14 protein-coding genes and 1 pseudogene are annotated in these 14,250 nt (G+C 26.9%); 13 read left to right on the top strand and 2 right to left on the bottom strand.

The annotated features are described in order from the left end of the window. Nucleotides 1-155 (top strand): annotated as a pseudogene (locus CLPU_RS15445) (IS200/IS605 family transposase); the annotation flags it as partial. A 55-nt stretch (nucleotides 156-210) separates the two neighbouring features. Here CLPU_RS15445 and CLPU_RS15450 read toward each other — a convergent pair. Beyond that, nucleotides 211-1,200, bottom strand: a complete 990-nt coding sequence (locus CLPU_RS15450) for a PAS domain-containing protein (RefSeq protein ID WP_050378883.1) — start codon at nucleotides 1,198-1,200, stop codon at nucleotides 211-213. A 266-nt stretch (nucleotides 1,201-1,466) separates the two neighbouring features. Here CLPU_RS15450 and CLPU_RS17760 point away from each other — a divergent pair, with 266 nt between their 5' ends. From CLPU_RS17760 to CLPU_RS15480, 7 genes are all read left to right on the top strand, one after another. Further along, complete coding sequence (locus CLPU_RS17760) at nucleotides 1,467-1,556, top strand: helix-turn-helix domain-containing protein (RefSeq protein WP_200898626.1); 90 nt, start codon at nucleotides 1,467-1,469, stop codon at nucleotides 1,554-1,556. Further along, nucleotides 1,534-1,938 carry a hypothetical protein gene (locus CLPU_RS15455; RefSeq protein WP_200898628.1) on the top strand — a complete coding sequence of 135 codons (405 nt, stop codon included), beginning with the start codon at nucleotides 1,534-1,536 and terminating at the stop codon, nucleotides 1,936-1,938. Before CLPU_RS17760 ends, CLPU_RS15455 begins: the two co-directional genes overlap by 23 nt. 123 nt (nucleotides 1,939-2,061) lie before the next feature. Then, nucleotides 2,062-2,676, top strand: coding sequence for a GntR family transcriptional regulator (locus tag CLPU_RS15460; protein ID WP_050378885.1), 615 nt, complete (start codon nucleotides 2,062-2,064; stop codon nucleotides 2,674-2,676). A gap of 530 nt (nucleotides 2,677-3,206) precedes the next feature. Continuing rightward, nucleotides 3,207-3,827, top strand: coding sequence for an ABC transporter permease (locus CLPU_RS15465; RefSeq protein ID WP_050378888.1), 621 nt, complete (start codon nucleotides 3,207-3,209; stop codon nucleotides 3,825-3,827). A gap of 20 nt (nucleotides 3,828-3,847) precedes the next feature. Further along, nucleotides 3,848-4,948 carry an ABC transporter ATP-binding protein gene (locus CLPU_RS15470; RefSeq protein WP_050378890.1) on the top strand — a complete coding sequence of 367 codons (1,101 nt, stop codon included), beginning with the start codon at nucleotides 3,848-3,850 and terminating at the stop codon, nucleotides 4,946-4,948. Beyond that, on the top strand, nucleotides 4,941-5,672 hold the full coding sequence (locus tag CLPU_RS15475; protein ID WP_050378891.1) for an ABC transporter permease: 732 nt from the start codon (nucleotides 4,941-4,943) through the stop codon (nucleotides 5,670-5,672). Before CLPU_RS15470 ends, CLPU_RS15475 begins: the two co-directional genes overlap by 8 nt. A 12-nt stretch (nucleotides 5,673-5,684) precedes the next feature. Further along, nucleotides 5,685-6,611 carry a glycine betaine ABC transporter substrate-binding protein gene (locus tag CLPU_RS15480; RefSeq protein WP_200898629.1) on the top strand — a complete coding sequence of 309 codons (927 nt, stop codon included), beginning with the start codon at nucleotides 5,685-5,687 and terminating at the stop codon, nucleotides 6,609-6,611. Nucleotides 6,612-7,165: 554 nt separating this feature from the next. On the opposite strand, the gene CLPU_RS15485 is transcribed toward CLPU_RS15480, so the two are convergent. After that, nucleotides 7,166-7,594, bottom strand: coding sequence for a flavodoxin (locus CLPU_RS15485; RefSeq protein WP_050378894.1), 429 nt, complete (start codon nucleotides 7,592-7,594; stop codon nucleotides 7,166-7,168). Nucleotides 7,595-7,811: 217 nt separating this feature from the next. Here CLPU_RS15485 and CLPU_RS15490 point away from each other — a divergent pair, with 217 nt between their 5' ends. The 5 genes from CLPU_RS15490 to CLPU_RS15510 form a co-directional block, all read left to right on the top strand. Continuing rightward, the gene (locus CLPU_RS15490) at nucleotides 7,812-8,021 is read left to right on the top strand and encodes a DUF4177 domain-containing protein (RefSeq protein ID WP_050378895.1); all 210 of its coding nucleotides are present in this window, start codon (nucleotides 7,812-7,814) and stop codon (nucleotides 8,019-8,021) included. An 875-nt stretch (nucleotides 8,022-8,896) separates the two neighbouring features. After that, entirely contained in the window at nucleotides 8,897-10,291 is a 1,395-nt protein-coding gene (locus CLPU_RS15495; RefSeq protein ID WP_050378897.1) for a DUF3696 domain-containing protein, read from the top strand. A gap of 27 nt (nucleotides 10,292-10,318) precedes the next feature. Continuing rightward, on the top strand, nucleotides 10,319-11,200 hold the full coding sequence (locus CLPU_RS15500; RefSeq protein ID WP_050378899.1) for a hypothetical protein: 882 nt from the start codon (nucleotides 10,319-10,321) through the stop codon (nucleotides 11,198-11,200). 252 nt (nucleotides 11,201-11,452) lie between these two features. Beyond that, complete coding sequence (locus CLPU_RS15505; RefSeq protein WP_050378901.1) at nucleotides 11,453-12,781, top strand: FAD-dependent oxidoreductase; 1,329 nt, start codon at nucleotides 11,453-11,455, stop codon at nucleotides 12,779-12,781. Between the two features lie 552 nt (nucleotides 12,782-13,333). After that, on the top strand, nucleotides 13,334-14,250 hold a 917-nt coding region (locus CLPU_RS15510), incomplete at its 3' end, for an RNA-guided endonuclease InsQ/TnpB family protein (protein ID WP_050378903.1).

Here is a 14,250-nt window from a genome sequence, read left to right on the forward strand (position 1 = left end):
GATATTATGTAGATACAGTAGGAAGAAATAAAAAGGCAATTGCAGAGTATATAAAAAATCAAATGCAAGAAGATATAGCAGGTGATCAAATAAGTTTGAAAGAGTTTATAGACCCGTTTACGGGTGAAGAGGTAGCCAAAGGGAAGAAAAAATAACCCCTTAAGGGGTGCCCTGAAAAACTATAGCAGTTGGCAAACCTTTCAGGGTGTCTTAAGACACAGCAAGTAATATGCCCTTATAGGGCTGAGCAAACCACCCGTTTGACGGGTGGTCATGATTATTTTTAAATATAAAAATACATTCTGGTAAAAATTCAAATAAGTTTTTATATAGTGTTTCTTTTTTATATAATTCTTTTTTTAGTTCAGATACCTTAGAAATATCTCTAAAACTACATATTTTTCCTTTAACATTTCTATCATCCTTAAGAAAATAACATGTACGTTCATAAACTCTACCATCTTTTAATGAAACATAGTCTATAGAAGTAGAATTACTTCGAGATAAATCTTTGGGCCCATATAATAATTCTAAAGGAGAAGAAAAGCTAGTGTCTATATATTTTTCTATAATGTTAGCTAACTTTAAATTATCATTTTCTATACTTAAGTTTCTTTTAATATTAAACATATCAAAGAATCTGTTGTTTATATGTATAATATTATCACAGTTATCAAGTACTATTATTCCATCATTAGTAGATTCTATAATAGATGTAGTGAGACTATCGTGTTCGTATTCAGTTGAACCTTTTGTTGAAAGAAGTGAATGTGATATGTTGACTGCAACTGTGACAATACCTATTACTAGACCATTTTCATCTCTAATTGGAAATGCATGTATAACATAAGTTAGCTCGTTATATTTAGTTTTAAATTTTATTTTTCTTTTAATAGGTGTTGCTGTTTCAATAACTCTAAGCTTTAACTTCATTAAATCATATGTACCTGATGAAACTAAAATATCATCAGCTTTTTTCCCAATAACTTCTTTGAATGTAATATCAAGATTAGGGCTATATACCCAAGTATAGTTCAAATCAATGTTACATTGAGAAATAATAACAGGAGATTCTAGTATAGTTTTTTTTAGATCTTCACTTATATGATCTAAGACCGTATCTTCTTTATCCAATATTGAATTTTTTTTGTTCAGTTCACTTATTAACTGCTCTTTAGTCATAAATTCGTAATTTGTCAATTATGTCACTCTCCCTTGAAGTATAATATTAAATTAATGTAGATAAAAATACTAAAAGATAAATACCCACAATATTAAAAATAACTAATTTTATCATAAATATAAAAATTTCAAAATACAAGTTCTTGTATATACGACTTTTAACAAACTGTGTGGAATTCTCCCATCCTCTATAGGTGGGAGATGGATAACATCTTTTTTATACAAGCTAAATGCCTGTATAAAAAAGGTTATATGTTACAATGACATAAAGGTGAGGTGATATTATGTTAAAAGCATATAAATATAGAATTTATCCAAGTAAAGAACAACGAGAATATTTAGCTAAGACATTTGGCTGTACTAGATTTATATAATAAAATGTTATCAGATAGAATAGATACTTATAGCAAATATAAAAACAATAAAGAAGAATTAAAAAAACAAAAGTATTCAACACCAGCACAATATAAAAAAGAATATAAATTCTTAAAAGAAGTTGATAGTCTAGCTTTAGCAAATGTACAATTAAACCTAGATAAAGCATACAAAAAATTTTCTAGAGATAAATCAGTAGGATTTCCTAAGTACAAAAGTAAAAAGTCTAATAGACATAGCTTTACTACAAACAATCAAAATGGAACAGTATATATAAAAGATAGTTATATAAAAGTACCTAAACTAAAATCTAAGATAAAGATAAAACAGCATAGAAAATTTATAGGAATTATTAAATCTTGTACTATTTGGAGATATTGACCAAGAAGCTCCCTCTTCTATAAGTGGGAGTAGTTCACTGTTTTGTTTAACTTGTTAAAAATATCAAAATATAATAAGATAAGATATAATATACAAAGTAATGAAAGGATATGATATAAAGAAATGGTTATAGAGCTTTCTAAATATGAAAAAATAGCTCTGGATATAGCTTATAGTATATATAATGAAGAGCTTAAAGAAGGAGAAAAGGTAAAAGGAAGATCTACTCTTTCTGGTAAATATAATGTATCCCCTGAAACTATAAGAAGAGCTATTAAACTTTTAAGTGATATGGGAGTAGTGGAAGTAAGTGAAAAAAGCGGGATATATATAAAATCAAAAGATAAGGCTGGAGAATATATAAAAAAGTATCAATCTAAAAATAATGTAATGACATTGAAAAAGAATATAGAAGATTTAATAAAAGAAAAGCAGGATATAGACAAGAAAATTATGGATAACTTAAATTTACTTATAGAATATTCAATTCACTTGAAAAGCATAGGATCTATTTGCCCATTTCAAATAGAATTAAAGGCTGGAAGTCATTTGATAGGTAAATCAATAAGTGAAGTTCAATTTTGGCAACAAACAGGGGCAACTATCATAGGTGTTCATAGAGGCGAGGAAGTAATGTTATCCCCTGGTCCAGATGTAAAGTTTGAGGAAGGGGACAGTGTTCTCTTTATAGGAAACAATAAAGATATAGTGAATAAAGTTAATGAATATGTAGGATAATCTTATTAAATTTTTAAAATATAATTTTTATATTTACTTGCAATAATTATTTTTTATAAATATATTTTTAAATAGAATTGAGAAAGGATGTTTAAACATCCTTTTTTTATTGTTAAATTTACTTAAAACCAAACATTGAAATTTTAACCTAAATTAGTAAATATTTTTTTATAGTCTATAAGTGGTAGGGTAGTTTAAAAGGAAATTATATGGTAATATATATATACAGGCAACTTTTATGAGTATTTAAAGTTGCTTAAAATTATTAAATAATTTATAAACATAAATAACTAGTTATTAGCTAGTTCAGTAATTTCAATATAATTAATTTAATGTTTGTCTTTTGCACATATTGTGAATTTATATTAAAAACTTTATTTAAATTATATTAAATTCTAAAGTTGGAATAATATAAACATAGAGCATAGATGGAACTTTTAAGTATGCATATATAGTAAAGGATAAAGAGAAAATTAAGTAACCTACAGATAATAAAGTTTAAAAACTTTTAAAAATAAAGGGGTGAGTTGATGAACATATTACGCTTTTTCATAGAAAGATGGGATAAAATTTTAAATTTAACAATGGAACATCTACTTATTGTACTAATTGCCATGTCGATTTCTATTATACTCGGATTGTTCATTGGTATACTTATAACTTATAACGAAAAGTTTGCAAGTATAGTACTCAGTATAGCAGGTATATTTATGACGATACCAAGTTTAGCTCTTTTTGCTATCATGATACCTATATTAGGTATTGGTAAAGTATCTGCTATTGTAGCACTAATACTATATACACAACTTCCAATTATAAGGAATGTTTATATAGGAGTTAAAAATATAGATCCAAATATAATAGAATCTGCTAGAGGAATGGGCCTTTCGAGAAAAAAGATACTTTATAAGGTAAAGTTGCCTTTAGCATTTCCTGTAATTATGGTAGGTGTAAGAACAGCAGTTGTAATGGGTGTAGGAATAGGAGCAATAGCAGCATATATAGGGGCAGGTGGACTTGGAGACTATATCTTCCAAGGGATTAGTCGTAGTAATGACAAAATGGTTATTATAGGAGCAATTATAATTTCAATACTTTCTATTATATTGGATAAATCACTAAAACATGTTCAAGAGAAGTATGAGTTATAGAATTACTTGGGGGTGTAATTATGATTAAATTTGAAAAAGTAACAAAGTTATATCCAAATTCTAAAATTGCATCTGTTAAAGATTTGGATTTAGATATAGAAAAAGGAGAAATATGTGTAATAGTAGGTACATCAGGCTCTGGAAAGACAACAACCATGAAAATGATAAATCGTCTTATAGAGCCTACTTCTGGAAAAATATATGTTAATGGGGAAGACATAAGTAAAATAAACCCCATAAAGCTAAGATTAAATATTGGATATGTAATTCAAGGAACAGGATTATTTCCACATATGACAATAGAAGAAAATATAGCGGTTGTTCCAAATGAAAAAGGATGGGACAAAGAGAGAATCAATAAGAGAATAGATGAATTATTGGAATTAGTGGAATTAGATCCTAAAATATATAGAAAAAAATATCCTAAGCATCTAAGTGGAGGACAACGTCAACGTGTTGGTGTAGCAAGAGCTTTAGCAGCAGATCCACCTATTATGCTTATGGATGAACCTTTTGGGGCATTAGATCCTATTACACGTAGAAAAATACAAGATGAGTTCCTTCATATACAAGAAAAGATATGTAAAACTATCGTATTTGTAACTCATGATATTGACGAAGCAATAAAAATGGGGGACAAAATAGCAGTTATGAAAGGTGGAAGACTTGTACAGTTTGGAACTCCTGAGGAAATACTAAGTAATCCAGCTGATGAATTTGTTGAAAGTCTCATAGGTACTAATAGTACATTAAAAATGATGAATTTAATTCGATGCAGAGAGATAATGAGAGAGGTCCCAGTAGTAATATTTGATGAAGATGCAGAAGTTGTTTTAAGGAAAACAGAAAATAAAAATTCAAAGTCTATTGCAGTAGTTGACGATAAAGAAAAACTAATAGGATATGTAAAACGTAGTAAGATTGTTAATCATAAAGGGTCTATAAGAAAAATGGTAAAATCCATAAATGGACATGTAAAAGAAAATACAACACTTAATGATACTCTTTCTGAGATGTTTAGTATAGGATCTAAAGAAATATTTGTAACAGATAAGAATGATCATGTTAAGGGAGTTATTAATATGGATGACCTCCTTAAGGCGGTGAGTGACGATGAGTAGTAAAACATCAAAGGCAAACATAAAGAATGTATTTATTTTTATAGTATTAATTGTTATAGGAGTTGCAATTAGTTGGTATGTAGTTAATTATCCTAAAGATAGCATAGTATCAAGGTTTATAACTTATGATAGAATAATTAACTTACTATTACAACATATCTATATAGTGTTTTTATCATCTATACTTGCCATTGCTACATCTGTTCCTTTAGGCATAATTCTAACTAGACCTAGGTTTAAGAAACTAAACTCGCCTGTTATGGGAATAGTTAATATAGGACAAACAGTACCTAGTTTAGCTATTATAGCACTATTTGTAAGTGTATTAGGAATAGGAGTTAAAACTGCTATATTTGCGCTTTGGATCTATTCACTACTTCCTATACTTAACAACACTATTGCTGGAATACAAAGTGTTGATACCTCAATAATAGAAGCTGCAAAAGGGATAGGGATGAAACCTATTAAAATTCTAACTAAAGTAGAGCTTCCATTAGTACTTCCTATCATTATTGCTGGAATCAAGACAGCAGTTGTTATAAATATAGGTAATGCTGTACTAGCTACCTTTGTAGGTGCTGGTGGATTAGGAGATTTAATAATAGCTGGAAACAATATAAACAGATGGCAAATATTAATGTTAGGCACAAGTTTACCTGTACTAATGGCCTTTGCAGTAGATTATTTACTAACTATATTTGAAAATAGTCTAAAGAAGGCATAAAGGAGTGGTATAGTGGACTATGGAAATAAAACATTTAGAAAATTATTGATTTTAATACCAACTGTACTAATAATGACACTTTTTTTTACTGGATGCGCAAAAAAAGGAATGTCAAATACTATTAAAGTTGGATCGAAAGAATATACAGAGCAGTTATTATTAGGACAAATTACTATAGTAGCTTTAGAAAATGCTGGATTTAAAGTAGAGGATAATACTAATATAGCTGGAACAGACAAAGTTAGAGGTGCTCTTTTAAATAAAGAAATAGATGTATATTGGGAGTATACTGGAAATGCTTGGCTCATGAATTTAAAGCATGATGAAGTTATAACAGATTCACAAGAAATATATGAAAAAGTAAAAAAAGAAGATAGAGAAAATGGTATAGTTTGGCTCAAATATGCTCCATTTAATAACACATATACTATAATGCTTACGAAAAGAGATAGTGAAAAGCTTGGAATAAAGACTATAAGCGAACTAGGAGAATATGTAAGGAAAAACCCAAATAAGCTAGTGTTTGCTAGTGATCATCAATTTTCAGCAAGACCAGATGGTTTAGGAGCCCTTGAAGATTTTTATGGTTTTGAGTTTAAAAATAATCTAAAGACTATGGAGACAGGTATAATTTACAGAACTTTAAAAGAAGGAAAAGTTGATGCAGGTATGGGATTTGCTACAGATGGACGTATAAAAGCTTTTAACTTAGTTAATTTAGAAGATGACAAACATTTCTTCCCAGTATATAATCCTGCACCTATACTAAGGGAAGATACAATAAAAAAATATCCTGAAATTGAAAAAATTCTAAATGGCGTATCTCAAAAGCTAGATACTGAAACAATGACACTACTTAACTATAGAGTAGATATTGAAGAAAAAGATCCAAAAGAAGTTGCAAGAGATTGGCTAAAATCAGAAGGTCTTATAGATTAAAGATGACTATTTTGAAAGTATTATTTATTGCAGAAAAAACTCTGTATTTCCTTATTATAAAAAGGAGATACAGAGTTTTTTTATAACTAATATACTTTTCTAACATTCAAATATAATTGTAGCCAAACTATTTCCAAGAGAAGATGTTGCATATGTTACGAAATTACTTAAAGCAATAATGCTTAATTTCTCATCTCTAAGCTTTTATAGTAACAGATTACATAATAAGTGAATAAGATATTAAGAATTGGGCAAATATATAATAAAGAATAAATATTGCATATACAAAAAGACTTCTTCCCCTTTCTAAGTAAATAAATACTTTAAAAAGTCTTTTGTTAGAATAAAAATCCATTACACTTTTTTATTTAACGTATATGTAAAAAATACCCCTACAATAATAGGGGTATTTTTTATGATTTTTATTAAAATAATAAATAAAGTTTACAAAAATATATTGCTTAATATTATGAACTACTAAACTTATACCCAATAATATATTAATTATTAGTTGAGCTATAGAAAGCATTTTTAGAAATTAAAAGATTATGATGCTAAAAATTTACAATATATTTTCCTAAGGACTTGCAATTTTCTATATCCTCATCTCCTGGTTCTAGATTACAGATAAGTCCTTCATCCTGAATCATATTTGCGTTATAAGAATCCATTAATTCATACCATTCTGTCATCCATTCGCCGTCACCCCAGTCATAAGAGCCAAATAAAGCTAATGGTTTTTCAGATAAATTGTCTTTAATAGAATCTATAAAGTTTTCCATAGATGAGTCAAGCTGTTCAGCACCCATAGCCGGACATCCTAAAGCTATAACATCTGAGTTCTCTATGTTTTCTAAGGAAGCATTTTCAACAGATATTATTTCTGCATTTCCCCCAGCAGACTTAATACCTTCAGATATATATTTAGCCATCATTTCTGTATTTCCAGTTGAACTGTAGTATATTATTGAAACATTTTTCATGTCATATATCCCTCCTAGAATTATATAGATAATGATAATTATTATCAAACTTAATATACCACATAAAAATATATTTAATCTTTTTGTATAAAAAATATGAATAAATAGTAAATACACGAATAATTATTTTGTAGGCATGTCTTAATTATTTTTAAAAAAGTTAACAGATTAGTTAACAGAAATGATTGATAAAATTCAAAAAAGGAGTATGATATAAATGTATGAATATGAATTTGTTAAGGTACAACTTATAAATAAAGCTTTAGGATATAGTATTGAACCTAAGAATGACTACAAAGAAATAATAAAGAGCTATGCAAAAGAAGGATGGAGACTATTTCAAATCTTTTCACCAATTACATATAGTTCTCATAGTAGCGAATATATTGAGTTAATATTCGAGAAAGAGGTTAAAGAAGAAAGTTAACTAAAAAAGTAACAAATTTTTTAAAAAAAATAAAAAAAAGTATTGACTTATGAAATGAAAATGATTATCATTATATATAAGGAATGAAACATGTCCTAAGAGCATAACAACTTAATAATAAATTCCTGAGAGTATCACTTTAAACAAATTTAAGCCTTTTACTTTTAGAATTAAAAATTATGTTGTATCGTTTAAAGGAAACCTCAAAGATAAGCCAGTAGTAAAGCTTTGTAGCTTCACTATAAAATTTTCATATAGCCTCTAACTTTTGAAAATAAAAATAGTGATACTTAAAGGAACAATCAAAATCTACACAACCATAAAACCATTAAATTTAATTATTTCTAAGATATACATAGGAAAACATCACACACTGCCCTATGTCTTAGAAATAAACCTAAAGAAGCTTTCATATTTATAATCCCCTTTAATGAGTACAAGGACGGAAAACTCATTAAAAAAGTATGGCAACTGAAATCTAAAGTGAAAATGTGTAAAACCTTTAAAAGCTTTTTTAACTAACCTTTATGTGCTTCGCAAATGCGAGGCACATTTTTTTATTTTATAGTAAAATTGTAATAACAAATATGTTTTTAAATATAGAAAGTAAATAAAAATAGAATTAAAATATTTTTATTAAGTTAATAGAGGAAATTAAGATTTATTTCAAAATATTATAATATATATAAACTAAGTTGTTGAATATCTATTTTTATTGGTGGTAAAAAGATAATAGTTTAATTAAATTTAAATTGATATAAAATAAAAAATTAAACTAGACAAAACATTTGTACTTCCTTATTTTATTATTTTCATATTTTAGCTATTCAACAGTTAATAAACAAATTAAATTAATAGTTTCAAGGAGCGTATTTATGATTAAATCAGTTGAGCTTAAAAATTTTAAAGCTTTTAAAAAGTCAGGAACTGTAGATATAAGAAAAGTGAATATATTTGTAGGGGCTAACAGTTCTGGTAAATCAAGCTTTATTCAGTCACTTTTATTGCTTAAAAACTATATTGACTCTAAAGAAGAAGATAAAGTTTTTTGCCCAACTAAGGGTATAGGAACATATAAAACATTAGTATATAATAATAACTTAGAAAATAAGATAGGGTATAAGATAACATTTAGCAGTAGAAAAGAAGAAAATTTAGACTTACAAGATACATTAATAGATGTAACTTTGTTTGATGATGAAAAAAGTATGAATTCAGAACATATCTGTGATACAGATGAAATCACATGTAGCTTGATAGAAAGTTTAAATGACATATCTGTAAAAGAAATAGAGTTTATAATTAAGTTAAATTCAGATGGAATACCAGTAGTAGATGAGTTTAAAATAATATCAAATAAAAGTGATGAAGTTACTATTTACTTAAATAAAAATTCCTATCAGCTAAAGTTAAATAATGATGAACTAGAAATTCCAGATATAATAGTACCTTTCAAATTTTACTTTAAAGTGAATAAAGACAAAATAAAGGATTTAAGTAAGGACAGTTTAGAAATAGTATTAAAATCTAATCATTTACTTGAAGATTTAAATAAAAAAGCAATTGAATTTTCTAAAAAGCTTATATATATAGAATCCTTAAGAAGCAAAATTGAAAGAGCTCAATATATTCACACAGAGGATTCCTTTAGAACTGTTGGCACAAAAGGAGAAAATACACTAAATGCTTTATTAGGTATAGATAGAGTAAGTGTTAATGAAGATAAATCTAAAGAAGAAATAAAAGGTAAAATAAACTATTGGCTCAATGAATTTGACTTAGGAGACAATATTGATATTAAAAAATCAGATGAAGAAAATTATTCTATAGTTATAAGAAACAAAAATTTAGGTATATATAATAACATCTCAGATGTAGGTATAGGAACATCTCAACTATTACCTATAATTGTAGAGTCAGTTAATTCACCAAGAGGTAGTACTATTATTATAGAAGAACCTGAAACACATATTCATCCCAAAGCACAATCTAAATTATCAGATCTATTTGTAGACTGTTCAAAAAATGATGATAAAAAGTTCTTTATAGAAACCCATAGTATATTTTTAGTAACACAACTTCAAATACTTGTTTCACAAGGTAAGATTTCTCCAGAAGATGTTAGGGTATATTACTTTATTCAAGATAAAGATGGCTCAAGAGCAATTAACATGAATATATTGGAGAATGGACAGTTTGAGCAAGAATGGCCAAGTGGATTTTTTGATATTCATTATGAGCTAGGAAAGAAGTTATTTGAATCTATGTAAAATAGTTTATATAAAATAGGTGAAGGTATGAAGCTAGAAGTTACAGTATGTAAGGACATCATAAGAAAAAAGTTTGATATAGACGATAAATATAATAATTGTAGAGAAAGAATAAATAAAAACACTCTTATAGTTAGCAACGAGCTATTAAATTTATGGGAAGAAGATGCGAGGAAGAATAATTATGAAGCTCAGTTTAGAAATTGGTATTTTTCCATAATAACTTCAGGAAGAAAAGTCAAAAAAGTAAATATAGATAATGTGAAAAGAACTAAAGGAGCTAAAAGTGAAGAAGAAAAAATAGTTATAAAGACGGCTATGTCTTCAAAAGACAAGATAGTTGTGGGAAATGTTAATTCTGAATTAGAAAAAAGAAATAAAAAAATATACTTTATATCTGAAAACATATTCTTGAAAGATAAAAAGCAAACTATCAATATGGAAGACATAAAGAATGTATTTAGAAATGGGAGATATGATAGTTTATTTGATATATATGAAACTCCAGTTAGGTTAGAAGTAGCTATTGATAGTGATTCTGAACTTTTAGGCATGTATCTTTCAAATTTTTTTAAGAACTCTAAGAATTTAATTATAAATGATAGATATATAGCTAATAAGGAGAATGAATCAAATGTAAATAAATATGTTTTACGATATGTTAATAAGGATGAGTGCAAAATAACTTTTATTCTTCCTAAAGATAAAAGACATAAGGAAATTGAAAATAAGTTTATGAATTATAATGGATATAAAAGTGATGTAATATTTCAGGATAGGAAGCTTACTCATCATTCTTCAATAGAATCTGATAACTATATTATAGACTTAGGGTATAGACTCAGAGTTTTTGGGGATAATGATGATGGAAAGACAGAACAAGAAGTTATAAATATAACCAAAAAATAATAATATAAAAGAGAATACCTATTATAGGTATTCTCTTTTATATTATTATAGTAAATTTTAGTTATATAAAAACTTCATATTTTATTTAGGAACAGGTAACTATCTATAATATTAAGTCTTGCTATAGATAATTTAAATGATCATAATAAATAAACATACTATTACTATGTGTTTACTTATTGATATAAGGGGTATGATTACTTTGAGAATAAATTAACACCAATTAAAAGGTATGTGGAGGGATTTAATAAGATGAAAGTAGCAGTGATAGGTTGTACACATGCAGGTACAGCAGCTATACTTAATATTAATAAGTTATACCCAGATGCAGATATAACTGTTTATGAGAGAAACGAAACTATATCTTTTTTATCATGTGGAATCGCACTATATGTAGGTGGAGTTGTTAAAGATCCAGATTCATTATTCTATTGTTCGCCACAAGAGTTATCAAAACTAGGTGTAAAAACTAAAATGAGACATGATGTATTAGAAGTGAATACAGATAATAGAACGATTAAGGTTAAAGATTTACAAACTGATGAAACATTTGAAGATAGTTATGATAAGCTTGTTATAACTACAGGATCATGGCCTATTATTCCTAATATTGAAGGAAGTGACTTAGATAATATATTACTTTCTAAGAACTTCTATCATTCAAACGAAATAATTGCAAGATCAAAAAATGCTAAAAATATAGTAGTTGTAGGAGCTGGATATATAGGAGTAGAACTAGTAGAGTCATTCCAAAAGAAAGGAAAGAATGTAACACTAATAGATACTAATGAGCGTATATTAGGTAGATATCTAGATGAAGAGTTTACAAATATAGCAGAAAAAGAGCTTTCTGATAATTCTATAAAGCTAGCATTAGGGGAAACAGTTACTAAATTTGAAGGAAGTAATGGAAAAGTTTCAAAAGTTATCACAACTAAAGGAGAATATGAAGCAGACTTAGTTATCATGTGTATTGGATTTAGACCGAACACTGATTTATTTAAAGGTCAACTTGATATGCTAGAAAATGGTGCCATAATAGTAGACGAATATATGCGTACAAGTAAGGAAAATGTATTTGCTGCAGGAGACAGTTGTACAGTTATATACAACCCAACGGGAAAGCATGATTATATACCTCTTGCAACAAATGCAGTACGTATGGGAACATTAGTTGGTAGAAACCTAGTCAATCCTACAACAAGATATTTAGGAACTCAAGGAACATCAGGAATTAAGATATATGACTATAATATAGCATCTACAGGACTTACTGAGTATAGTGCTAAAGAAGAAAATATACAAGTAGATACTGTAACTGTTGAAGAAAATAATAGACCTGAGTTTATGCCAACTTATGAAAATGTTAAGTTTAAGGTTGTATATGAGAAAGATTCTAGAAAGATTTTAGGAGCACAGATTTTATCTAAAGAAGATTTAACTCAATCAATAAATACTATGTCTGTATGTATACAAAAAGGAGTAACAATTGATGAACTTGCGTTTATTGATTTCTTCTTCCAACCACACTACAATAAGCCTTGGAACTTCTTAAATACAGCAGGATTAAATGCTAAGTAGATATAACAAATATAAGAAATGATTAATCTTAAGTTTATAACTTATTTTATGTAAAATTAGAAAAGCTCCTTGTAGTAACTTTAATTAAAGTTATTACAAGGAGCTTTGTTGCTAGGTTTTCACGCTATCTCATATATCTATAATATATTCTTTAACAAGGTTATAAAAACTACAATAAAAATTACTATAAAAGTTCTAACATTTGTAGAAATTTTTATTTTGTTATTTGAGCATTTTGTTATAATAAAGCTTACTAATAATATTAATATATATACCACTATTATTAGTGCTATTAGATTAAGAAATGCAATCATTTTGTATCATCCTATTATATTATAATAAATTTCAATACATTAACTCCATTATATAACAAAAATGTTTAAATAATTCATAAAAATTAATAATGTTCACACTTTATCATTTTTATGTCAAGAATACTCTCACCTCTTTAGATAGGTGATGAATTGACATTTGCCGATAGACAAGTATTGAAATATACTTTAGTAAGAGATATTATTATATATGATAAATATTCTTAAAGGTGGTGAAATAATGTATCTAACAACCGTTAATAGACTTAGATTGAATCAAAATGAATTTAATTTAATAAATGAATTATGTTGGTTATCTAAAAACTTGTATAATTCTACTTTGTATGAAGTAAGACAACATTATTTCAACACTAGTGAGTTTCTAAAATATACAAAAGCATATCATATTTTAAAAAATACTGAAAATTATAAATTACTTCCTTCTCAAGTAGCACAACAAACTATGAAAGTAGTTGAAAGAACTATGAAGTCATTTTTTGGACTACTTAGAGAGAAGAAAAAAAGTAATTATAATAAACCTATTAAAATGCCTAGATATTTAAACAAAGAAGGTAAATTTGTATTATTATATACTCCTGCTCATATGAGATATATTAGTGATAATCAAATAAAACTCACTGTAAAAAAAGAGTTATTAGAAAAACACAATCTCAAAGAACTTGTTATTACAATACCTAAGCATATAATAGGTAAAGCCATAAAAGAATTAAGAATTAATCCACTAAGACAACTTCTAAAAGTAGAATTTGTCTATCTTAGTGATAAAAATAATTATCCTAAAGTCGATAAAAATAAGAATATATTATCTATTGATTTAGGTATAGACAATCTTTGTACTATGATAAATAACGTAAATAATCAGCCTATCATCATAGATGGTAGAGAAATAAAATCTATTAATAGATTATTTAATAAAAACTTATCAAAATACAAATCTATATCTAAAAAGGTTAATGATAGATATTCAACTAAAAAAATAAACAGATTATATTCTAAGAGAAATAATGTATTTAAAGATAAATTCCACAAAGTAAGTAACTATATTATCAATTATTGTATAGATAATAATATTTCAAAAGTAGTAATTGGCTACAACCAAGAATGGAAACAAAATATAAATATTGGAAAAACTAATCA

This window comes from Gottschalkia purinilytica, assembly GCF_001190785.1.
Lineage (GTDB): Bacteria > Bacillota > Clostridia > Tissierellales > Gottschalkiaceae > Gottschalkia_A > Gottschalkia_A purinilytica.

Excerpts from the sequence above, each read along its gene's own strand:
- CLPU_RS17760 (WP_200898626.1), top strand. The coding sequence starts at position 1,467 with ATGTTAAAAGCATATAAATATAGAATTTATCCAAGTAAAGAACAACGA.
- CLPU_RS15460 (WP_050378885.1), top strand. The coding sequence starts at position 2,062 with ATGGTTATAGAGCTTTCTAAATATGAAAAAATAGCTCTGGATATAGCT.
- CLPU_RS15465 (WP_050378888.1), top strand. The coding sequence starts at position 3,207 with ATGAACATATTACGCTTTTTCATAGAAAGATGGGATAAAATTTTAAAT.
- CLPU_RS15470 (WP_050378890.1), top strand. The coding sequence starts at position 3,848 with ATGATTAAATTTGAAAAAGTAACAAAGTTATATCCAAATTCTAAAATT.
- CLPU_RS15475 (WP_050378891.1), top strand. The coding sequence starts at position 4,941 with ATGAGTAGTAAAACATCAAAGGCAAACATAAAGAATGTATTTATTTTT.
- CLPU_RS15485 (WP_050378894.1), bottom strand. The coding sequence starts at position 7,594 with ATGAAAAATGTTTCAATAATATACTACAGTTCAACTGGAAATACAGAA.
- CLPU_RS15490 (WP_050378895.1), top strand. The coding sequence starts at position 7,812 with ATGTATGAATATGAATTTGTTAAGGTACAACTTATAAATAAAGCTTTA.
- CLPU_RS15495 (WP_050378897.1), top strand. The coding sequence starts at position 8,897 with ATGATTAAATCAGTTGAGCTTAAAAATTTTAAAGCTTTTAAAAAGTCA.
- CLPU_RS15500 (WP_050378899.1), top strand. The coding sequence starts at position 10,319 with ATGAAGCTAGAAGTTACAGTATGTAAGGACATCATAAGAAAAAAGTTT.
- CLPU_RS15505 (WP_050378901.1), top strand. The coding sequence starts at position 11,453 with ATGAAAGTAGCAGTGATAGGTTGTACACATGCAGGTACAGCAGCTATA.